The 20,519-nt window shown below is 66.7% G+C and carries 22 protein-coding genes; 8 read left to right on the top strand and 14 right to left on the bottom strand.

Going from position 1 to position 20,519, the window contains the following annotated elements:
- Positions 1 to 26: 26 nt before the first annotated feature.
- The 4 genes from N4G42_RS11040 to N4G42_RS11025 are packed head-to-tail and all read right to left on the bottom strand — an operon-like array spanning position 27 to position 5,192.
- Positions 27 to 1,172 carry an NAD(P)/FAD-dependent oxidoreductase gene (locus N4G42_RS11040; protein ID WP_260667177.1) on the bottom strand — a complete coding sequence of 382 codons (1,146 nt, stop codon included), beginning with the start codon at positions 1,170 to 1,172 and terminating at the stop codon, positions 27 to 29.
- Between the two features lie 13 nt (positions 1,173 to 1,185).
- The gene (locus tag N4G42_RS11035; protein ID WP_260667176.1) at positions 1,186 to 2,748 is read right to left on the bottom strand and encodes an amidase; all 1,563 of its coding nucleotides are present in this window, start codon (positions 2,746 to 2,748) and stop codon (positions 1,186 to 1,188) included.
- Between the two features lie 34 nt (positions 2,749 to 2,782).
- The gene (locus N4G42_RS11030; RefSeq protein ID WP_056744633.1) at positions 2,783 to 3,769 is read right to left on the bottom strand and encodes a Bug family tripartite tricarboxylate transporter substrate binding protein; all 987 of its coding nucleotides are present in this window, start codon (positions 3,767 to 3,769) and stop codon (positions 2,783 to 2,785) included.
- A 58-nt stretch (positions 3,770 to 3,827) separates the two neighbouring features.
- Complete coding sequence (locus tag N4G42_RS11025) at positions 3,828 to 5,192, bottom strand: D-serine ammonia-lyase (RefSeq protein ID WP_260667175.1); 1,365 nt, start codon at positions 5,190 to 5,192, stop codon at positions 3,828 to 3,830.
- Positions 5,193 to 5,285: 93 nt separating this feature from the next.
- Here N4G42_RS11025 and N4G42_RS11020 point away from each other — a divergent pair, with 93 nt between their 5' ends.
- From N4G42_RS11020 to N4G42_RS11010, 3 genes are all read left to right on the top strand, one after another.
- Positions 5,286 to 6,245: a LysR substrate-binding domain-containing protein gene (locus N4G42_RS11020; RefSeq protein WP_260667174.1), complete on the top strand. Its 960-nt coding sequence runs from the start codon at positions 5,286 to 5,288 to the stop codon at positions 6,243 to 6,245.
- A 70-nt stretch (positions 6,246 to 6,315) separates the two neighbouring features.
- Positions 6,316 to 6,618: a helix-turn-helix transcriptional regulator gene (locus N4G42_RS11015; RefSeq protein WP_260667173.1), complete on the top strand. Its 303-nt coding sequence runs from the start codon at positions 6,316 to 6,318 to the stop codon at positions 6,616 to 6,618.
- A 44-nt stretch (positions 6,619 to 6,662) separates the two neighbouring features.
- Positions 6,663 to 8,039, top strand: coding sequence for a type II toxin-antitoxin system HipA family toxin (locus tag N4G42_RS11010; protein WP_260667172.1), 1,377 nt, complete (start codon positions 6,663 to 6,665; stop codon positions 8,037 to 8,039).
- Between the two features lie 137 nt (positions 8,040 to 8,176).
- Here N4G42_RS11010 and N4G42_RS11005 read toward each other — a convergent pair whose 3' ends face one another.
- A complete protein-coding gene (locus N4G42_RS11005; protein ID WP_260667171.1) occupies positions 8,177 to 8,884 on the bottom strand; it encodes a VIT family protein in 708 nt (235 codons plus the stop codon).
- Positions 8,885 to 9,121: 237 nt separating this feature from the next.
- Between N4G42_RS11005 and N4G42_RS11000 the strand changes: the two genes are divergently transcribed.
- A complete protein-coding gene (locus tag N4G42_RS11000) occupies positions 9,122 to 9,406 on the top strand; it encodes a DUF6150 family protein (protein WP_260667169.1) in 285 nt (94 codons plus the stop codon).
- A gap of 75 nt (positions 9,407 to 9,481) precedes the next feature.
- Here N4G42_RS11000 and N4G42_RS10995 read toward each other — a convergent pair whose 3' ends face one another.
- A complete protein-coding gene (locus N4G42_RS10995; RefSeq protein ID WP_260667167.1) occupies positions 9,482 to 10,327 on the bottom strand; it encodes a fumarylacetoacetate hydrolase family protein in 846 nt (281 codons plus the stop codon).
- Between the two features lie 257 nt (positions 10,328 to 10,584).
- Between N4G42_RS10995 and N4G42_RS10990 the strand changes: the two genes are divergently transcribed.
- The 3 genes from N4G42_RS10990 (at position 10,585) to N4G42_RS10980 (ending at position 12,828) form a co-directional block, all read left to right on the top strand.
- On the top strand, positions 10,585 to 11,181 hold the full coding sequence (locus N4G42_RS10990) for a chromate transporter (RefSeq protein ID WP_260667166.1): 597 nt from the start codon (positions 10,585 to 10,587) through the stop codon (positions 11,179 to 11,181).
- Positions 11,178 to 11,792, top strand: coding sequence for a chromate transporter (locus N4G42_RS10985; protein WP_260667165.1), 615 nt, complete (start codon positions 11,178 to 11,180; stop codon positions 11,790 to 11,792). The genes N4G42_RS10990 and N4G42_RS10985 overlap by 4 nt, the downstream gene beginning before the upstream one ends.
- 79 nt (positions 11,793 to 11,871) lie before the next feature.
- Positions 11,872 to 12,828 (top strand): aldo/keto reductase, encoded by a 957-nt coding sequence (locus N4G42_RS10980; RefSeq protein ID WP_260667164.1) that lies wholly within the window; start codon positions 11,872 to 11,874, stop codon positions 12,826 to 12,828.
- Positions 12,829 to 12,917: 89 nt separating this feature from the next.
- Here the strand turns inward: N4G42_RS10980 and N4G42_RS10975 are convergent, their stop codons facing one another.
- From N4G42_RS10975 to N4G42_RS10960, 4 genes are all read right to left on the bottom strand, one after another.
- Entirely contained in the window at positions 12,918 to 14,084 is a 1,167-nt protein-coding gene (locus N4G42_RS10975; RefSeq protein WP_260667162.1) for an ABC transporter substrate-binding protein, read from the bottom strand.
- Positions 14,085 to 14,271: 187 nt separating this feature from the next.
- Complete coding sequence (locus N4G42_RS10970) at positions 14,272 to 14,997, bottom strand: SIR2 family NAD-dependent protein deacylase (protein ID WP_260667161.1); 726 nt, start codon at positions 14,995 to 14,997, stop codon at positions 14,272 to 14,274.
- A gap of 34 nt (positions 14,998 to 15,031) precedes the next feature.
- Positions 15,032 to 15,778: a 23S rRNA (guanosine(2251)-2'-O)-methyltransferase RlmB gene (rlmB, locus tag N4G42_RS10965; protein WP_056063133.1), complete on the bottom strand. Its 747-nt coding sequence runs from the start codon at positions 15,776 to 15,778 to the stop codon at positions 15,032 to 15,034.
- 116 nt (positions 15,779 to 15,894) lie between these two features.
- On the bottom strand, positions 15,895 to 16,596 hold the full coding sequence (locus N4G42_RS10960) for an ABC transporter ATP-binding protein (RefSeq protein WP_056063137.1): 702 nt from the start codon (positions 16,594 to 16,596) through the stop codon (positions 15,895 to 15,897).
- Positions 16,597 to 16,611: 15 nt separating this feature from the next.
- On the opposite strand from N4G42_RS10960, the gene N4G42_RS10955 reads away from it, so the two are divergent.
- Complete coding sequence (locus N4G42_RS10955; RefSeq protein ID WP_260667159.1) at positions 16,612 to 17,292, top strand: arylesterase; 681 nt, start codon at positions 16,612 to 16,614, stop codon at positions 17,290 to 17,292.
- A 181-nt stretch (positions 17,293 to 17,473) separates the two neighbouring features.
- On the opposite strand, the gene N4G42_RS10950 is transcribed toward N4G42_RS10955, so the two are convergent.
- The 4 genes from N4G42_RS10950 to N4G42_RS10935 form a co-directional block, all read right to left on the bottom strand.
- On the bottom strand, positions 17,474 to 17,653 hold the full coding sequence (locus N4G42_RS10950; RefSeq protein WP_082564946.1) for a hypothetical protein: 180 nt from the start codon (positions 17,651 to 17,653) through the stop codon (positions 17,474 to 17,476).
- 47 nt (positions 17,654 to 17,700) lie between these two features.
- Entirely contained in the window at positions 17,701 to 18,570 is an 870-nt protein-coding gene (locus tag N4G42_RS10945) for a DUF2189 domain-containing protein (protein WP_260667158.1), read from the bottom strand.
- A gap of 104 nt (positions 18,571 to 18,674) precedes the next feature.
- The gene (locus N4G42_RS10940) at positions 18,675 to 19,913 is read right to left on the bottom strand and encodes a PLP-dependent transferase (RefSeq protein WP_260667157.1); all 1,239 of its coding nucleotides are present in this window, start codon (positions 19,911 to 19,913) and stop codon (positions 18,675 to 18,677) included.
- Positions 19,914 to 20,013: 100 nt separating this feature from the next.
- Positions 20,014 to 20,505, bottom strand: coding sequence for a BON domain-containing protein (locus N4G42_RS10935; RefSeq protein ID WP_056063145.1), 492 nt, complete (start codon positions 20,503 to 20,505; stop codon positions 20,014 to 20,016).
- Between the last annotated feature and the right edge of the window lie 14 nt (positions 20,506 to 20,519).

Below are 20,519 nucleotides of genomic sequence, written 5' to 3'. Positions count from 1 at the left end.
GGCGGAGCCCCTCCCGTCTGGGCGCCTCAGCGCAACCGCGCAGGCGACAGCCCTTCCACCCCCACGCCCTCGCGCACCAGCTCCCCGGCCAGCGGCTCGCCCTGCAACAGTTGCCGCGCCAGCAACGAGGCGCCCGCCGCGCTCTGAATCCCGTATCCGCCCTGCCCGGCCAGCCAGAAGAAGCCGGGCACGTGGTTGTCCCAGCCGATCACCATGTCGCCATCCGACACGAAGGAGCGCAGCCCGGCCCAGGTGTGCGACGGCCGGCGGATCTGGAAGCGGGTCATTTCCTCGATGTGATAAATCCCGGTGGCCACGTCGAGCTCTTCCGGCACCACATCGTGCGGATGTGTGGGGTCGGCATTGGCCGGTGAGCCCAGCAATTGCCCCGCATCGGGCTTGAAGTAAAAGCTCTCGTCGATGCCAATCACGGCTGGCCAGTGGGTGGCATCCATGCCCTCGGGCACCGGGAAGGTGAATGCCGTGCGGCGGCGCGGCTCCAGCCCGATGGGTGGCACACCGGCCAGGCCCGCCACCACATCGGCCCAGGCGCCCGCAGCATTGACGATGGTGGGGGCAGCAAACACCCGCCCATCGGCCAGCGTCACTTGCCATACATCACCCTCGCGGCGCACAGCCATGACCTCGGCGTTCGTCAGCACCTGGCCGCCGCGCTGGCGCAGGCCGCGCAGGTAGCCCTGGTGCAGGGCGTTCACATCAATGTCGGCCGCCTCGGGCTCGCTCATGCCGGCTGCCACAGCCTCGGGTTTGAGGCAGGGCAGCATCGCCAGCAGCTCAGCCTTGTCCACCCATTGCACATTGGGCGAGGTGGCGTGCGCTTCGTCGTAGGTCTGCTTCAGCAGGTCCAGCTGGTCCGGCCCGGCCACATAGACCACGCCCCGGGGTGAGAGGATGGGGTCAGCGCCAAACTCCGCCGGCGGCGCGTCGTAAAACGCGCGGCTCGCCCGCGTCAGCGCCTGGATGTTGGGCGTGCCATAGGTCGCCATGTACAGCGCGGCCGAGCGGCCGGTGGTGTGGTAGCCGGGCTGCGATTCGCGCTCCAGCAGCAGCACTCTGGCGCCCTGCCCCGCGGCTCCGGGCTGCACCAGTTGCCAGGCCACGGAGGCCCCGGCAATGCCTGCGCCGACGACGATGGTGTCTACGGTTTGCATCTGCTCCTCCTGCTCAAACGGCCGACACCTGCGCTGCCGATGCCGCACGGTCGTCACGCGGCAGGCTGCGGGCATCGCGGGGGTCGGGTGCCACGGTCACGATGGAGGTCAGCGCGGGTTCGGCGCGCGTCTGCATCAGCTTGGCCATGTCAGGGCGTGGGCGCGCCAGCCCGGCAATGCCCTTGAACGCCTGCTCCAGCGCATGCCCCACGCCCAGCGTGTGGCGGTCGGCACGGAAGCGGCCCACGATCTGCAGGCCAAACGGCATCCCGGCGTCGTCCAGCCCACAGGGCAGGCTCAGCGCCGGGTGGGTGGTGAGCGTGGTCACATAAGTCAGCGCCAGCCATCGGTAGTAGTTGGCCTGCGGCTCGCTGTTGATACGGCTGGCGAAAAGCTCGGTCCACGCAAACGGCGACACCGGGGTAGTGGGCGCCAGGATCACGTCGTACTCTTCGTACAGCTTCTGGAACCGCGCCAGGATGCGTGTCTGCTCGGCCTGCGCCCAGGCGCTGTCGAGCAGCGTCATGGCGGCGCCCATTTCGTAGTTGGCGCGGGTGTTGGGGCCCAGGGTGGCGGGGTCGCGCTCGTAGGCCTCGCGCGTGCTGGCCACAAAGGCCTCGGCGCGCAGCACGTCAAAGCAGCGGTGCACATCGCCCAGGTCGATGTCGATGGCGTCGCAACGCGCAAACAGGTGCTTCATGGCCTGTACCTTGCGGCGGAACACGGCGCGGATGCCGTTGTCCACAGCGCAGGCACCAAAGTCCTCGGTGTAGGCCACTCGCAGGCGGCTCAGGTCCACGGTTTCAGGCAGCAAGAAACTCATCGGGTCCAGCGGGTAGCTCAGCGGGTCGCCGGGCGACATGCCCGCCGATGCGGCCAGCTGCAGGCAGGCCTCTTCCACCGTCCGGCCCATGGGGCCGACCACGGAAATCGGCGTCCAGCCCAGCAGCTTGCGCGAGCTGGGCACCACGCCGGGCGATGGCCTGAAGCCCACCACCCCGCAGATGGATGCAGGAATGCGCAGCGACCCACCCGTGTCCGAGCCCGTACACACCGGCAGCATGTCGCAAGCCAGCGCAACGGCCGAGCCGCCTGAAGAACCCCCGGCGTTCAGGTTGGGGTTGAACGGATTGCCCGTAGCGCCCCACACGGTGTTGCGCGAATTCGCGCCCGCCCCCATCTCGGGGATGTTGGTCTTGCCCGTGACGATGGCGCCCGCAGCGCGCAAGCGCGCCACCAGCACGTTGTCCTCGGCCGGAATGTGCTCACGGTAGATCTGCGATCCATAGGTGGTCAGCAAGCCCGCAGTGGCCTCCAGGTCCTTCACGCCCATGGGCAGGCCATGCAGCAGGCCCAGTGGTTCGCCGCGCAGCGCGGCTTGCTCGGCCGCTTTGGCCTCGGTGCGGGCGCGGTCGTAGCAGGTGGCAGTGACGGCATTCACATGCGGGTTCACCGCCTCGATGCGGGCGATGCAGGCGTCGAGCAGCTCCACCGGCGAAATCTCGCGCGTGCCGATGTGATGGCGCAGCTCGTTGGCGGTCAGCTCAACCAGGGCTTGGGGGCTTGTTGTGGTCATCTCGGGCTTGTCTCCTTGTTCTGGTCACACGGGTTCAGTCTGCGGTGATGGCTGCGCGCTGTGCAATGGCGCGCATCAGCGGCAGCTCCTTGTCGATCAGCTCGGCCAACACCTTGGACGAAGCATAGGACGGCTCGAACCCCACCGCGATCATCTTGTCACGCGTTTCGGGGTCCGACACCACCTGGGCCAGCGCCAGCTCCAGGCGGGACTTCACGGCCGGCGGCAGGCCACGGGGCGCCACCATGGCCAGCCAGGTGTCCATCTCCAGGCCGGGGTAGCCACTCTCTGCCAGCGTAGGCACCTTAGGCAGCAGGGCCGAGCGTTTGCCAGAGGTCACCGCAATGGCTTTGATCTTGCCGTCCTTGAGCTGCGGCAGCGCGGCCGACACGGTATCCACCGTGAACGGGATCTGCCCGCCGAGCAGGTCGGTCATTGCAGGTGCACTGCCCTTGTAGGGCACATGCTGGATCTTGAGACCCGCCGCGTGGAAGAACATCTCGCCTGCAAACTGCGAGGTGGTGCCAGTGCCGAACGAGCCATACGAATACTTGTCGGGCGCCGCCTTCACCAGGGCAACGAACTGCTTCAGGTCGCTGGCAGGCACATCCTTGTTGGCCAGCAGAATCAACCCCGTGCGGCCCGTGATGCCAATGGGCTCAAAGCTCTTGACCGGGTCGTACGGAAGCTTGGCGCGCACGGCGGGGTTGACGGTGAAGGTGGTGCCCGAACTCATGAGCAGCGTGTAGCCATCCGGCGCCGCCCGCGCCACCGACGTCGCACCGATCACCGTGCCCGCCCCCGCGCGGTTGTCGATCACCACGCTCTGGCCCAGCTTGTCACCCAGCTTCTTGCCAATCAGCCGCCCCAGCACATCAGTGGCGCCACCGGGCGGGAACGGAATCACCAGCGTGATCGGCTTGGTGGGGAACGCAGCCTCCTGCGCCATGGCCGGAGTCCACGCAGTGGCCCCCAGGGCGGCACAAAGGACGGCAGACAAAAGCAGTTGCTTGCGGTTCATGGCGTGGCTCCAGATAAAAAAAGTGAAAAGAAAAAAAAGGAAAGAAGGTGGCGGGCCATCAGGCCTGCGCAGCCAGCACGGCCCGCCCGCGCTGCACAAAGCCCTGGTACTGCGCATCGGGCACCAGCAGGCCGCCCGTGGTCCACACCAGGTGGGTGGCCTGGTGCAGCACGGCCTCAATGCCCGTGCTGCGCAGCCAGGCCTGCCCGGCCGTGGTACCCGTCAACATGGCCGGGCCGCTGAAGCCTGCGGCAGCCGAGGGCTCGATGCGCTCGCCCAGGGCATCCAGCACCCGCACCAGCTGCGCAAACAAAGTGTCGTCGGCCACCGTGAACACGCCCGACAGCAGCGGACGCATCAGTTCGGCCGCCAACAGCGACGCGCGCGGCACCGCCAAGCCATCGGCCTCGGTGCGGTTGGTCAGGCCCCAGTCGTAGACCGAAGGGTGCTGCCCCACACCTTGCGTTGCATCGGCCATCATTTGCACCATGAAGCAAGGCGACTGCACCGGCTCGGCAAAAAAACAGTGCACATGCGGCCCCAGCACCTGCCGCAGGCCAAAGGTGATGCCTGCAGGCGCACCGCCCACACCGCAGGGCAGGTACACGATGAGCGGGTGCTCGGCATCCACCGCCACGCCCTGCTCGGCCAGTTGCTTTTGCAGGTGCAGCGCCGCTGCGCTGTAGCCCAGCAGCAGCGAGAACGATTGCTCGTCGTCCACAAAGTGGCACTGGGGGTTGCTGGCCGCCTCGGCACGGCCTGCGGCCACGGCGCGTTCGTAGTCGCCCGCGTGTTCCACCACCTGCACGCCACGCTGGCGCAGGCGGTCTTTCTTCCATTCCTTGGCATCGGCCGACATGTGCACCGTGGCCTGAAAACCCAGGGCAGACGCCACCACACCAATGCTCATGCCCAGGTTGCCCGTGGAGCCCACCGCCACTTGGTAGCGGCCCAGCACCTCGCGCGCCTGCGGCGTCGCCAGCGCGCGGTAGTCGCCGCCGGGCTGCACCAGGCCGTGCTGCAGCGCCAGCCCCTCGGCGAACTCCAGCACCTCGTGCATGCCACCCCGGGCCTTGATGGAGCCAGCGACGGGCAGGCTGTGGTCGGCCTTGATGAACAGTCGGCCTTGCCCCTCGGCCATGCCCAATGCGGGCTGCAGCGCCGTAGCGGGCAGCAGGGGCGACTCCACCACGCCTCCGGTGGCGGCGAGCTCGGGGAACACCTGCGCCAGCAGCCCGGCAAAACGGGCCAGGCGTGCAGCCGCTGCGTGCGTATCATCCAGACTAATGGTTCTGCCCAGTGCAGGCAGCGCGGCGGCGGGCTGTGCCTGCCGCGCCGGGTTGGTCCAGAGGGCGGGCTGGGCGTTGCGCAGGCGGGTGGCCAGCAAGGCATTGATGGCAGCTTGGGGTTCGGCAATCGTCATGGCGCGTTCATCTCGAAAAGTCTTGCCCCCATTCTTCGCCGGTCACGCCCCCGTCACAAACCATTTATATTGAGCGCATCATTAGTATTAATAATGGATATTCGCCTCTCCCCCTCCCTGCTCGCCTGGCTGCGCAGTTTTGATGCAGCCGCCCGCCACGGCAGCTTTACCAAGGCGGCGGCCGAGCTGTGCATCACACAGGGCGCCGTGAGCCAGCAGGTCAAGCAGCTCGAAGACTGGCTGCGCCGCCCCCTGTTCCTGCGGACGCCGCGCGCCCTGGCGCCGACGCCCGAAGGCAAATGGCTGGCCGTGGTGCTGCGCGAGAGCTTTGACGCCATCGAAAGCACCCTGGCCCAGATGCGCCAGCCGGCCGAGGCCGCCGCCGCCACGCTGAGCTGCTCGCCCTCGTTTGCCATGAGCTGGCTCACCCCCCGGCTGGGCGACTTCTTTCGCCAGCACCCCCACACCGGGCTGCGCGTGTTTGGCGAGTTCCACACGCTGGACCGCACCCGCATGGTGCGCGACGGCGTGGAAGCCGCCGTGCGCTTTGACCTGGGTGGTTACCGCGACCTGAACGCCACCGTGTTCCTCGACGAATGGCTCATCCCCGTGGCAAGCCCCGAGTTCCTGGCCCGCCACCCGCCCATCACCCAGCCGCAAGACCTGCACGGCGACTGGCTGCTGCACGACAGCAGCGCCTGGGACGGCGCAGACACTTACGAGGAGTGGCAGCACTGGTTTGCGCAGAGGGGCGCCACGCCACCGCCCTGGGCGGGCGGCCAGCAGTTCAACCTGTCTCAACTCGCCCTGGGCGCCGCGCTGGCCGGCCAGGGCATTGCCATGGGCCGCGCCGCGCTGGTGCTGCAGGACGTGAAGGCCGGGCGCCTGGTGCCGCTGCTGGGGCGCAGCGTGACATCGCGCGCGGCCTATTCGTTTGTGACCACCACGCACCCTAGCCCGGCAATGGAGCTGGTGAAAGAGTGGCTGCTGGAGGAGGCGCAGCGGTTTTGCACAGAGCGCAGCGAGGTATTGCCTCCGTTGGCTTCGCTCTAAACCGAGTCATGGCGGCGAAAATTTGTATATTTATATACTCTTTGTCTTAAAAAAGAGTATAAATATCATCATGCCAAACGATCTCATCTCCACCCTCGCCGCCGCCCGCAAAGCCCACCAGATGACCCAGGCCCAGTTGGCCGAAAGTGCAGGTCTCTCCCGCATGACGGTGCAGCGCACCGAGGGCGGCGACCTGGACCCCCGCTATTCCACCCTCGCCGAAATGGCTCGGGTGCTGGGCATGGACATCATTGCCGTACCCAGCAGCCTGCGGCCCAGCCTGGAGGCATTCATTCAGGCCGGTGGCAAGTTTCTGGGCCAGCCCGAGGGGGTGGATGCGCCGCCCTCGGTGGTGGACAGCCTGCGCCGCTGACCCTGACGACGCACCACCCTACCGCACTGCCCAGCCCAAGCCCCATGAGCACCTCCATCCGCTACCTGCGCCTGTACCTGCACCGCCCCCCGCAGGCGGATGGCAGCGCGGGCGAGCCAGGTACGACAGCAAGTCGTCGTGAGGCCATCGGCTACCTCTCGCAATACGGCGACATCCTGCGCGTATCGTTTGACGAGAGCTACATCCGCAACCCGCAGCGCCCCACCCTGTCGCTCAGCTACCAGGGTGCGGACGAGGCCGCCACGCAGCAGATCCTGGCATCAGCACGCGATACACGGCTGGTGCGCACCGATGGGCGCTGGCCCGTGTACTTCCAGAACCTGCTGCCCGAAGGCCACAACCGCGAGCGGCTGGCGCGCGAGCGGGGCTGCAGCCCCGACGACGAGTTCGAGCTGTTGGCCGCTGCAGGCCACGACCTGATGGGCGCGCTGGAGGTGGAGCCCGTGCCCGCGCAAGACGGCATCCCGGACGTGGTGCGCTACTGGCACACCACACAGGGCCTGGATGTGCTGGAGCCGGGGTTTGTGGAGTTCCCGGTGGAAGACGCAGCCTCGCTCCCCGGCGTGGTGACCAAGTTCAGCGCAGTCCAGGACGGCCGACGCTACACCGTGCACCGCCAGGGCGCGGCGGGTAGCGTGATTTTGAAGCTGCCTACCACCGCGCACCCGGACCTGGTGGCCAACGAGTACACCGGCTACCAGCTGTGCAAGGCACTGGGGCTGAACGTGGCCGATGTGCGCGTCATCACCCGCGCCGAGGCCGACCTGCCCGACACCGTGCCCTTCAACGACATCCTGGCCGTGCAGCGCTTTGACCACCTGCCCGGCGGCGCCCGTGTGCACATGGAGGAGTTCAACCAGGTGCTGGGCTACACGCCCCGCCAAAAATACGGCAAGTCGCACGGCAAGGGGGTATTGCACGACTGGGCCACCATGCTGCGTGTGCTCAACCGCCTGAGCCGGCAGCCGGTGCAGGACACGCGAGAATTTCTCGCGCGCATGGTGGCCTTCATCCTGATGGGCAACACCGACGCCCACCTGAAAAACTGGGCCCTGATCTACCCCGATGGCCGTGTGCCCCAACTGGCCCCGCTGTATGACCCGGTATGCGTGGCCGCTTTTTTTGATGGCGTGCCAGACCAGCAGTACGCCGTGAACCGCGCCATCGACAGAACCCTGCGGGCGCTGACCTGGGATGACATGGAAGGCCTGATGAAATCCGCCGGGCTGCTGCGCGTGCCCCGGCACCTAGCGCTGCTGCGCGATGTGGTGAAACAGGCCCAGGCCGACTGGCCCGCCTTGCTGCGTGATGCACCACCGGCCGTGCAGGCCACCGTGCAGCAACGGCTGACGGGGGCGACGGTGCTGGGCCAGATCGCCAGCCGCAGCGCCATGAATTGACGTCAAAATGCTCTTACTTTGATAGCTTTTAACGCATATTTCACTAGCGCTACAGGCCGTTCAGATTCAAATTTTCGTCTCCAGCACCTCATAGGATGCACGCTCAGCCCGTGGTGCGGCGGGCGCGCTGGCAGTCTTCACACCGGCGCCCCAAACCACGCCCCCACCCCCGCCGTGATGACCATGGCCAGAGCCCCCCAGAAGGTCACGCGCCAGGCCCCCACGGCCATGCTTGCGCCACCTGTGCGGGCTGCCACAGCCCCCAGCAGCGCCAAAAAGACCAGCGCCGAGCCCGCCACCGCATACAGCAGACTGCTGGCGGGCGCCAACACGGCAACAGCCAGCGGCAGTGCTGCCCCTACCGCAAAGCTGGCGGCTGATGTAAGGGCCGCTTGCACCGGACGGGCAGCGAGTGCCGGGGACACATTCAATTCGTCCCGCGCGTGTGCGCCCAGCGCGTCGTGCGCCATCAGCTGCACTGACACCTGCTGGGCCAGCTCGGGGGTCAGGCCTCGGCCGACGTAGATGGCGGTCAGTTCGCGCGCCTCGGCCGCGGGGTCTGTGGCCAGCTCCGCGCGCTCGCGGTCAAGGTCAGCCTTTTCGGTGTCGGCCTGCGAATGCACCGACACATATTCGCCCGCCGCCATCGACATGGCGCCCGCCACCAGCCCAGCGACCGCCGTCACCACGATGGTGGACTGGCTCGATTGCGCAGCCGCCACGCCCACCACCAGGCTGGCGGTGGACACGATGCCGTCATTGGCTCCCAACACAGCGGCGCGTAGCCAGCCAATGCGGTCAGAGCGGTGGCCTTCGGTGTGGGCACGGCGCGCGGTATGGGGCATGGGGGCTTCCAAAGTCAAAGGTACAAGCCAGCACCATACATGCACACTCCCGACAAGCCAAACCAACAGGTAGCCGCAGCGGGCTCTTACATCCTCTTGCACCGCTGCTAGCACGATGCCAGCGGTTTTGGATTATCTTGGTGGGCCGCGCTGTCGCCCACCTCTCGGCTGAAACCGGCAAAGGGCTGCCGTTTGCAGGCTCCCAGCGCTAGCAGACCAACAACCCAAAGGACGCCCGTGGCCAAAATTCTGGAAGTGAAACACGAGAACCAGGCCGATGCACGCGTGTGCGAAGTGGCCTACGAGAGCCAGGCCGACCTGTGCTGGCACGAGGTCGCCTACTCCACGCAGGCCACAGGCGATGGGTCGTGGTTCTTCGTGAACTACGAGAACCAGGCCAGCTTCAAAATATTCAAGGTTAAGCGCGAGAGCCAGGCAGACCTCAAGGTCTTCAAAGTGGCCCATGCAGACCAAGCTGGCTGGCGCACCCAGGGGCATGCGCTCAAGGGCAAGCTGGCCTGACGAAGCCCGATAGGCCTGTCACAAAGCCCCTCGGGTGTGCGTGACCACACTACGCCCTGCTGGTCTCAGCCAGCCTCACCCACCCACGCACTTTTGCAACTGCTCGCCCAGCCCCGTGGCGCCCAGGCGCACCACATCACCAGGCTTGAGGAACCACGGCGCGGGCTTTTGCCCCAGGCCCACGCCTGCAGGCGTGCCGGTCAGGATGAGGTCACCCGGCTCCAGGGTCATGAACTGGCTGATGTACGACACCACGGTGGGCACGCCAAAAATGAAATTGAGCGTGCTGCCGTTTTGCACACGTTGGCCATTCACCTCCAGCCACAGGTCGATGGCGTGGGGGTCGGCCACCTCATCAGCCGTCACCAGCCAGGGGCCAATGGGCGCGAAGGTGTCGTAGCTCTTGCCCTTGTCCCACTGCCCGCCACGCTCCAACTGCCAGGCGCGCTCGGACACATCATTGGCCAGCACATAACCGGCGACATGGGCCAGCGCGTCGGCCTCGAACACATGGCGGGCGCGGGTGCCGATGACGATGCCCAGCTCCACCTCCCAGTCGGTCTTGGTGGCACCGGGCGGTATCCGCACATCATCGTTGGGGCCACTCAGCGCGGTCACGGCCTTCATGAACAGCACTGGCTCGGCGGGTGGCTGCATGCCCGCCTCCTTGGCGTGGTCGGCATAGTTGAGGCCCACGCACACGATCTTGCCCACACCGCCCACCGGACTGCCCAGGCGGGGCGAGCCATAGACGGCAGGCAGGCGGCGCGCGTCAATGGCGGCCAGCGCCGACAGGGCGCGCGGGCTGAGCTGCGCGGGGCCGATATCAGGCAACAGCATGGACAGGTCGCGCAGCGTGCCTTGGGCGTCCACCAGACCGGGGCGTTCTGCACCAGGCTGGCCGTATCGAATGAGTTTCATGAGGTGTCCTTGTCTGTATGGATGAATCCAGGGCCCGGGGGGGCGTACCACCCGGCAGCATAGCGGCACACCGCCTTGCGCGCGTGCACCAATGGCCGCCCCGGGCTTGCCCGATGACGACGCCCCGACGCCAGCGCACCGCCCCATGCGCGCGTAACATCACGGGGGCCGCCGCATCACCGAACAGCTATCACAATGATAGCTATCAAGGCATGAATTACCGGCGCATCAGCCACTTTTCACTGAATCTTGCACCCATGGCACCCGCCACCGCCTCACCCCCCCCCACCGAAATGCCTGCGCGCCCGCAGCCCCGCAACCCGACCGATCTGTTCTGGTCCTTCACCTGGCTGGCGCTGCAGGGTTTTGGCGGTGTTCTGGCGGTCGTGCAGCGCGAACTGGTGGAGAAAAAACGCTGGATGACGAACGAGGAGTTTGTCGAAGACTGGGCCGTTGCGCAGATCATGCCGGGCCCCAACGTGGTCAACCTCAGCATCATGATCGGGGACCGCTACTTTGGCCTGCGCGGCGCGTTTGCAGCGCTGGCGGGCATGCTGACGTTTCCGCTGATGCTGGTGCTGGCGCTGGCGGTGGTGTATGCGCAGTTCTCTGCCCAACCGGCCGTGGCAGGCGCGTTGCGTGGCATGGGGGCCGTGGCGGCAGGCCTGATTGCCGGGGTGGGTATCAAGCTGTTTGTCTCCATCCGCAACCATCCGCTCGGCCGCCCCCTGTGCCTGGCCATCACGGCGCTGACCATCGTGGCCATGGCCTGGCTGCGCTGGCCGCTGTTCTGGATCCTGCCGGTGATCGGCGGGGCCGCCTGCCTGCTCACCTGGAGAAAGCTCGCACCATGAGCAGCACCGCCCCCCTCACCGCGCCGCTGATGGCCCTGAGCATCGGCGACTGGCTCAACCTGTTCCTGTACTACCTGTCGCTGTCGCTGCTGGCGGTGGGTGGCGCCATTGCCACCGCGCCCGACATGCACCGCTTTCTGGTCGAACGCCAGGCGTGGCTGACCGACCCTCAGTTCAACGCCTCCATCGCCATCGCCCAGGCCGCCCCGGGCCCCAATGTGCTGTTCATCGCCCTGCTGGGCTGGAACGTGGGCATCAACGCAGGCGGCCCCGGTGTGGCTGGCTGGCTGCTGGGCGCGCTGGGCATGGCGGTGTGCATGATGGGCGTGATGCTGCCCAGCAGCCTGCTGACCTGGACGGCCACGCGCTGGGGCCACCGCAACCGCGAGCGGCGCGGCGTGCGGGCGTTCAAGCAAGGCATGGCCCCGGTGGTGATCGGCCTGCTGGTGGCTACGTCCTGGGTGCTGGCGCGCGCCCATGGCGAATGGACCACCGACTGGCCCCTCTGGCTGCTGACCGCCACCGCCACGGTGCTGGTCTGGCGCACCAAGCTGCACCTGCTGTGGATGCTGGGCGCCGGTGCACTGCTGGGTGCACTGGGGCTGGTCTGAGGTTTTGGGTGGCCGGGGTGCGCTGCGCAACCCCGGCAACTGGCACGATTTCTTTCTCTTTCTTTTAAAAGGCACATCCATGCAACTCCGTTTCCTCGGCCGCTCGGGCCTGCAGGTCTCGCCCTTGTGTTTTGGCGGCAATGTGTTTGGCTGGACGGCCGATGAAGCCACCTCGTTCGCACTGCTCGACGCGTGGGTGGACGCGGGCTTCAACTTCATCGACACCGCCGATGTGTACTCGCGCTGGGCACCGGGGCACACCGGGGGCGAATCCGAATCGGCGATCGGCCGCTGGCTCAAGCGCAGCGGCAAGCGCCATCGCATCGTGCTGGCCACCAAGGTGGGCAAGGACATGGGGGACGGCAAGGTGGGCCTGCGCCCCGCCTACATCCGCCAGGCGGTGGAGGCATCGCTGCAGCGGCTGCAGACCGACTACATCGACCTGTACCAGTCACACGACGACGACACCACCGTGCCGCTGGCCGACACGCTGGGCGCGTATGCCGACCTCATCCGCGCCGGCAAGGTGCGTGCCATCGGTGCCTCCAACTACAGCGCCGCCCGCCTGCAGGAGGCCCTGCAGACTAGCGAACGCCTGGGCCTGCCGCGCTACGAAAGCTTGCAGCCGCTGTTCAACCTGTACGACCGCGCCGTGTTTGAAGACGCGCTGCAGCCGCTGTGTGTGCAGCAGCAGGTCGGCGTGATCAACTTCTACGCGCTGGCCGCCGGGTTCCTCACCGGCAAATACCGCACGGCAGCCGACGCCGCCAAGAGCGCACGCGGCGCCAACACCACGGCCAAGTACCTCAACGACCGGGGGCTGCGCATTCTGGCGGCGCTGGACGCCGTCGCGCACCGCTACAACGCCACGCCCGGCCAAGTGGCCGTGGCCTGGCAGATGGTGCAACCGGGCATCACCGCACCCATTGCCAGCGCCACGTCGGTGGCCCAGCTGCATGAGCTGGTCAAGGCCACCCAGCTGCAACTGGACAGCGATGCACTGTCCCAGCTGGACGCTGCCAGCACCCAAGGCTGAACCCAACAAAAAAGGGCCCGCGCGTGCGCGGGCCCTTGGCGTATGGTTTGACGGGTTGCGGGGTGAACGGAATGACGCCCCCCTGCCCATCAGCTGATCCGGCGACCGTTCTCCGCGTAGATCGCCAGGTAGATTGCGTCCGAGCCGATGTAGGGCGCCTTGTTGCCAAAGCCCACGTTGAAGTCGCCAAACGACAGGGACCGGATGGCCATCAGCCCGGCGCGCAGGCGCTCGCGTGTGGGCTCCTTGCCCGCATTCTTCAGGCCTTCGATCATGATCTGAGCATTGAGCCAGCCCTCCAGCGCGCTGTTGCTGTTCAGGAATGCCGGGTCGCCGCCAGTCGCCTTCATCGTAGCCTGGAACTTGCGCACCGCCACCGATTTTTGCGAATTGGCGTCGGGGAACACTTGCACCAGCGCCAGACCACGCGTGGAGGCAGCCAGCTTGGGCAGCTCCGACGAGATCACCGTGACGGACAGGCCGGCCAGCGGCACGCCCTGCGCCTTGGCACGGAAAGCCTGCACAAACGCGGTGTTGGCCGTGCCCGTGGTGGCCAGCAGCACGGCACCGGGGCGCTCAGCCGCCACCTTGTCGGCCAGCTCGGCGCCATTTTTGCCGTCCACGGCCAGCGCAAACTCGCCGCCGCGCTCGACCTTGATCTCGTCCAGCGCGGTGGACATGTCCTTGAGCACCTCTTTGCCAAACGGGTTGTCCAGGTACACCACCGCAATGCGCTTGAGGCCCATCTCCACGATCTGCTTGACCAGGCGCTGGGTTTCTTCGCGGTAGCTGGGGCGCAAGAAGAACACATGCTTGTTGGCCGCTGCGCGCAACGATGTGGCGCCAGTCACCGGGCCCACGGTAGGGATGCCCTTGGACTCGATGAGCGGCAGGATGGACGCGGTGTTGGCCGTGCCCAGGGGCGAGATCAGTGCAAACACCGACTGCGCATCGACCATATCGGTCACGTTCTTGAGCGTGCGCGCAGCCACATAGCCGTCGTCCTTGACCTCCATGCGGATCTCGCGGCCCAACACGCCGCCAGCGGCATTCACCTCGGCAAACGCGGCCTTCATGCCCGCCACCTGCTCGATGCCTGCCTGGCCGAGCGGGCCCGTCAGGGCAATGGAACAGCCCAGGGTGATGGAGCGCGCAGTCAACGCCTCCTCGGCCGCCATCGCGGTGTGGGCCCATGCGGGCAGGCCAGTGGCGGCAACGGCCTGGGTGGCACGCAAAAGAAAGTGGCGACGGCTCATGGTGTGCAGGGCAGATAAAACAAAGGTGGGGCAGGCTACCGGCCAGAGCGCCTCCCCGCCTGTCAGCTGTGCGACAAAGGGTGGCAGGAGTACGTCAAATCAGGGTTTCTACCGGGATTCGACAGCGTGTGAGCCCCTGCAGCACCGCGCAAACCCAGGGCTGAGCGCCTGCGCCACGCTCACCCGCTCAATCGTCCAGCAACTGCGGCAGCATCGTCGCCGCCGTGCCACGCAGCACCGCGTGCGCTGCATCGTCCAACGCACTGGGCGCGGGGTTGAGCACCACCACCCTGGCACCGGCGGCCCGAGCCTGGTGGGCAAGACCCGCTGCGGGGTACACCGCACCGGCCGTGCCCACCACCAGCATCAGGTCGCATTGGTTGGCCGCCTGTTCGGCGGCCTCCAACGTCGCCAGCGGCAAAGGCTCGCCAAACCACACCACGCCCGGGCGCACCAGGTTGCCGCAGCGGTCGCAGTACGGCGGGTGGCCGGCCACTGCGTGGTCGATGAAGCAGCAGTTGCGCGGGGTGTCGAGCCAGCGGTCCTGAAAAATGTCGCCGTGCAGGCACAGCACGCCGGTGCTGCCCGCGCGCTGGTGCAGCCCGTCCACGTTCTGGGTGATGAGGGTGATGCAGTCGGGGTGGCGGCGCTGAAAGTCGGCCAGCGCCAGATGCCCTGCGTTGGGCGACACGCCAGCCAGCAGGTCGCGCCGGTACTGGTACCAGTCCCACACCCGCTGTGGGTGGGCGCGAAAGCCTGCCTCGGTCGCCATGTCTTCGGGGCGGAACTGCGCCCAGTAGCCCGTCTGCACATCGCGGAAGGTGGGCACGCCAGATTCGGCGCTGACCCCTGCGCCCGTCAGCACGGCGATGCGCTGGCTTTGCCGGACCCAGGCTTTCACGGTGTCCAGCATGGTGCCTTCCCCGGTGGAGCCAGCGGGCCGAGGATCAAGTCCTCTGGCGCAGCGCCTCGTACAGGCACACGCCGCTGGCCACGGACACGTTCAGGCTCTCGACCGCGCCCTTCATGGGGATGCTGACCAATTCGTCGCAGGTCTTGCGCGTGAGCTGGCGCATGCCGTCGCCCTCGGCGCCCAGCACCAGGGCCACGGGGCCTTTCAGATCGACCTGGTAGATGGTCTTGGGCGCATCGTCGCTGGTGCCGATGCACCAGATGTTGCGCTCCTTGAGTTCGTTCAGGGTGCGCGAGAGGTTGGTGACCATGAAATACGGCATGGTCTCGGCCGCACCGCTGGCCACCTTGGCCACGGTGGCGTTGATGCCCACGGCGTGGTCCTTGGGGGCGATGACGGCATGGGCACCCGCGCCGTCGGCCACGCGCAGGCAGGCGCCCAGGTTGTGCGGGTCGGTCACGCCGTCCAGCACCAGCAGCAGGGGCTGCTCGATGCCTGCGGCTTCGAGGTTTTCCAGCAGCTCATCGAGCGAGGTGACCTGCGCCACGGGCTCCACGCGCGCGGCCACACCCTGGTGGCCATGGCTGCCCGCCAGCTTGGCTATGCGCACGCTGTCGGCTTCGATGAGGCGGGCACCGGCCTCGCGGGCGCGGTCGAGAAACTGGCGCATGCGTGCATCGCGGCGCGTGGCTTCGTAGTAAATCTCGATGATGGATTGCGGCGCGGTCTTCAGACGCACGCCCACGGCGTGAAAGCCGAAGAGAACTTTGGGGCTGGACATGGGGGGATTATCCGCTGGGCGCAGCCCACTCCCTCAGACCACTATCAAATTCATAGCTGCTCGCGCATGTTTCGCTAGCGCCTGCAGCCCAAAACACTCAAAAACCCGCCTACCACTCACACCACGCGCCCTGCATCGATCGTGATGCGCCGCTCGCACTGCGCGGCGATCGCGCGGTCGTGGGTCACCAGCACCAGCGTTGTGCCCAACTCGCGGTTGAGCTCGAACATGAGCTTCATGATGGTTTCGCCGGTCGCAAAGTCCAGGCTGCCTGTGGGCTCGTCGGCCAGCAGCACGGCAGGCTGCACCACAAACGCCCGAGCCAGGGCCACGCGCTGCTGCTCGCCGCCCGACAGCACCTTGGGGTAGTGCGACAGGCGCTGCCCCAGCCCCACGCGCGCCAGCATCTCGGTGGCGGCCTTGCGTGCATCGCGGCGGTCGGCCAGCTCCAGCGGCAGCATGACGTTCTCCAGCGCTGTGAGGTTGCCCATGAGCTGAAAGCTCTGGAACACAAAACCCACCTTCTGGGCCCGCAATGCAGCCCGCGCATCTTCATCGATGGCAAACAGGTCGTGGCCGTCCAGCCGCACCGTTCCGCGCGTGGGGGTATCGAGCCCCGCGATGATGGACAGCAGCGTGCTCTTGCCCGAGCCCGAGGCGCCGACGATGGCCGCCGTTTCCCTGGCAGCCAGACGGAAATCGATATCCCGCAGAATGTCGAGGGTTCCGGTGGAATCTGTCACCGACTTGAACACATGCTCCACGGCAATGATGGGGGTGGCGGGCGGTGTCTTGGGCAGCGGGGAGGGTTCGGACATGAAAGGCTCTTTACTTTGATTCGCAATCTGCAGCAACGGCGCCACTTTATCCTGAGCGCATCTATCGGCCTGGTGGTGGGGCTTTGTGCGCCCACGGCCTTTGCGCAGGCCGCCGCCAAGGCAGGGACTGCCGGACGCCCTTCGGTGATTCTGGTGCTAGGGGACTCGCTCAGCGCCGAATACGGCCTGGCGCGGGGCACGGGCTGGGTGGCACTGCTGGAAAAACAACTGGCGCAAGACAAGCTTGCAGCCACCGTGGTCAATGCCAGCGTGAGCGGCGAGACCACCTCGGGCGGCCGCTCGCGCCTGGCTGCACTGCTCGCGCAGCACAAGCCCAGCCATGTGGTGATTGAACTGGGGGGCAACGATGCCCTGCGCGGCCTGCCGCTCAAGAACACCGAAGAGAACCTGGCCTGGATGACCCAGGCGGCGCAAAAGGCCGGGGCCAGGGTCTTGCTGGTGGGCATGCAGGTGCCGCCCAACTATGGCACCGACTACGCGAACAAGTTTGCGGGCCTATTCACCACCGTGGCGCAGGCCCACAAGGCGGCCGTGGTGCCATTTTTCTTGAAGGGTGTGGCTGACGGACCGGACCCGACCCGCCTGTTCCAGCCCGACCGCATTCACCCTCGCGCCGAAGCGCATCCGCAAATGCTGGCCAACGTATGGCCAGAGCTCAAAAAGCTGCTGCGTTAGGGATTCGCTGCACGCATCGAGCGGTCAGTGTGCTCTGCGGATCGGGAGGGGTTGCCAGGCGCAAAACGCAGCAATAGCCGTGGGTATTGCGAGTATTTGCAACGCTGCAGACCGCCAGAGACCGCAGATGCACAGGGCGCGGCGATTGGTGCAGCGGACCCCTGTGACGCAGCCAGGTCACTCAGCCTGCAGGCTGCTCGGGATGGCCTGCAGCGCCCGCTGGCTGGTCATCAGCGGGCTGGTCATCCCCTTGCGGATCGTTCGGCCTGCGCTGTGTTTTGGCCCTCAGCTTCTCTTCCTTTTTTTGTTTTTTGGCGAGTTCGCGCTGGCGTTTTTCGTATCCGTAGTTGGGTGTTGCCAAGGTAGTTGCTTCCTGAAGTTGAGACTCACTGTAACAGGACGGGGTTTTCAGGCCCCTGCCGGGGTACGCTGCAGCGGAATGACGGCAGCTCGGTACGCATGCCAGCTGGCGAAGCCCAGCACAGGCCCCGCCAGCACCAGGCCCACCCCCCAGAACCACAGCGAGACGGCCACGATGAGGGTGATCAATGCCCCCCACAGCAGCATCACCCCGGGGTTTTCAATCACTACACGCATGCTGGTGATGCCCGCAGTCAGCGCGTCGGTGTCGCGGTCCAGAATCATGGGGATGGACACCACGGAGGTGGAAAACACCAGCGCCGCAAACACACCGCCCACCACCGTGTACACCGCCACAAAGCTCCAGTTCTGCGGGTTGAACACCGCCTGCAGCACACCGGTGGTCGAGGGCATGCCGGTGTTGAAGAACACGGCAAACACCACCAGCGAGGCCCTGCCCCAAAGCAGCTCCAGCACCACCAGCACCAGCACCAGCATGCCCATGCTGCCCATGTGGCTGTCCCAGCAGGTAAGGGATTCGCTCAGCTGCGGCTTCAGGCCCGCCTCGCGCCGACGGCTGGCGTCATACAGCCCCATGGCCAGAAAGGGCCCCACCAGCAGACAACCACTGGCGAGCGACATGGTGTATTCAGGCCGCGTGCGGAACACCCAGCCCAGCACCCCCGCCATGACCCAGAAGCACACGCCATAGAAAACAGCAATGCCCGGCGCGGCGCGCACATCGTCCAGGCCGCGCCGCAGCCACCGGAAGGGGTCGGCCACGCGCAACGGCTGCAGCTGCACGGGCTGGGCGGTCTGGGCCTTCACGCGGTCGGCAATGGCCTCAGCCTGCCGGGCCTCGGAGGTGTCTGGGGTGCCAAGGGTGTCCGGCGCAGGCTTGGAGGATGTCGCGTTCATGCCGCCACACTAAGCCTGCCCGTTCGGCTGCGCCACTGAGGAAAGCCCGTATCCCACACGAAATCCAGCGGCAGTGGGCCGCGCCGGACCCTTGCCGAGGCCGCTCAGCCCTGGGTGAAGGCGCGTTCCATCGCCTGTTGCAGGTCGCGCCGCAGGTCCTCCACAGCCTCCAGGCCGATCGAAAACCGCACCAGCGTGCCAGGCTTCAAATGGGCGGGCGGCCGACTGCGCATACTGGCAATGTTGTAAGGGACGACCAGGCTCATGGGGCCGCCCCAGCTGTAGCCCAGCTTGAACAAGCGCAAGCCGTCGCAGAAGGCATCCACCTGCTGTTGCGTGTACCGGGCGTCGATCATCACGCTGAACAGGCCAGCTGCCAGCCCCTGCCCGCCGTAAGCGGCACCACACAGGGCCTTCCAGTGCGCATGGCCGGGCGCGCCTTCCAGCGCGGGGTGCAGCACTTGCGCAATGGCGGGTTGCTGCTGAAACCACCGCGCCAGCTGGCGGGCAGCGTCATCGTGGGCGCGATAGCGCAGTCCGATGCTGGGCAGCGCACGCAGCACGGCCTCGGCGTCGTTGGCCCCCACGCCCAGTCCCAGCCGCATGTGCGTCAGCTTGATCTTCATGTGCAGGCCCGGGTCGCGCGTGATCACGCTGCCCATGAGCACATCACCTCCACCGCTCGGATACTTGGTGAGCGCATGGGCCGAGATGTCCACCCCCAGGCTGCCGTCGCCCGTCAGGTCAAAGGGCGCAAACGCCAGGCCCGCGCCCCAGGTGTTGTCCAGCGCGGTTGTCACGCCCCTATCGCGGCAAATGCGCACCTGCTCGCACAGGTCCGGAAACTCCATGCTGACAGAGCCCGGCGCCTCCAGCCAGACCAGACGGGTGGCCGGCGTGATGCGGGCAGCCAGGTCGGCCGGATCCAACGGGTCGTAAAACACATGGGTGATCCCGAACCGGGCGAGTTCGCCATTGGCCAGATCCTTGCCAGGTCCGTAGGCGTTGTCGGGGATCAGCACCTCATCGCCGGGCTTGAGGAGCGCCAACCCCACGTTGGCAATGGCCGCCAAGCCACTGGGCACCAGCACACACTGCAGACCGCCCTCCAGCGCACACAGGCGCTCTTCGAGGATGAAGGTCGTGGGCGTGCCGTGCAGCCCGTAGGTGTAGCCGCTTTTGTCTTTCCACTCGCGCGAGCGCATGGCCGCAACGCTGGGAAAGATGACGGTGGAGGCCTTGAAAACCCCCGGTTGGGGAGCTACAAACCCGGCCGGAGGCTGGTAGTCGTGGTGGACGATATGGGTGGCAAGATCAATGTCGTGGTCTTTCATGCCAGCCATGGTAGCGCGCCGCCCGGAGTGACCCGGGCGGCGCTCAGATCGCTTGGCGATCACACCGCAGGGCTTGGGATGCATGCACCGCAAGCCCTGCAGGTTGGCATTAACCAGCCGTCACGACCAGCTGGTTGTTCACCGAGGTCACGCCACTCACGCCCTTGGCGATGGTCTCAGCGCGGTCACGGGCCACCGTAGAGGGTGCGGGCCCGTTCAGCGTGACCTTGCCGTTGACAGTGTCTACATTGATCTTGACGGCGCTCAGGTCGGGGTCCTTGGCCAAGCCCGCGCTCACCTGGGCGGTGATGGTGGCATCGTCGATGACGCCCTTGGCGGAGTTCGCTGCCTGCTTGGCCGTGGCTTCCGCATTGGCGGCGCCCTGCTCCATCTTGGTCTCTGCGTTCTGCATCGCGCCCTCGGCCTTCACACGTGCGTCAGCTGCGGCTTGTTCGGTCTTTTCGACGGCAGAGTCCAGGCGCTGGCCCACGGTGGGCTCTTCGGTCTTGTTGCAGGCGGCCAGGCCCAAGGCCAGGGCACTCACGGCCAGAATGCTCGCAACGCGATGGGCGGGACGGTCGATCAGATTCTTGGGGTTCATGCAATGACTCCTTG

It is taken from the genome of Acidovorax sp. K2F, from assembly GCF_025246485.1.
Classification (GTDB): domain Bacteria; phylum Pseudomonadota; class Gammaproteobacteria; order Burkholderiales; family Burkholderiaceae_C; genus Acidovorax; species Acidovorax delafieldii.
This window is presented reverse-complemented; position numbering and strand designations above follow the sequence as displayed.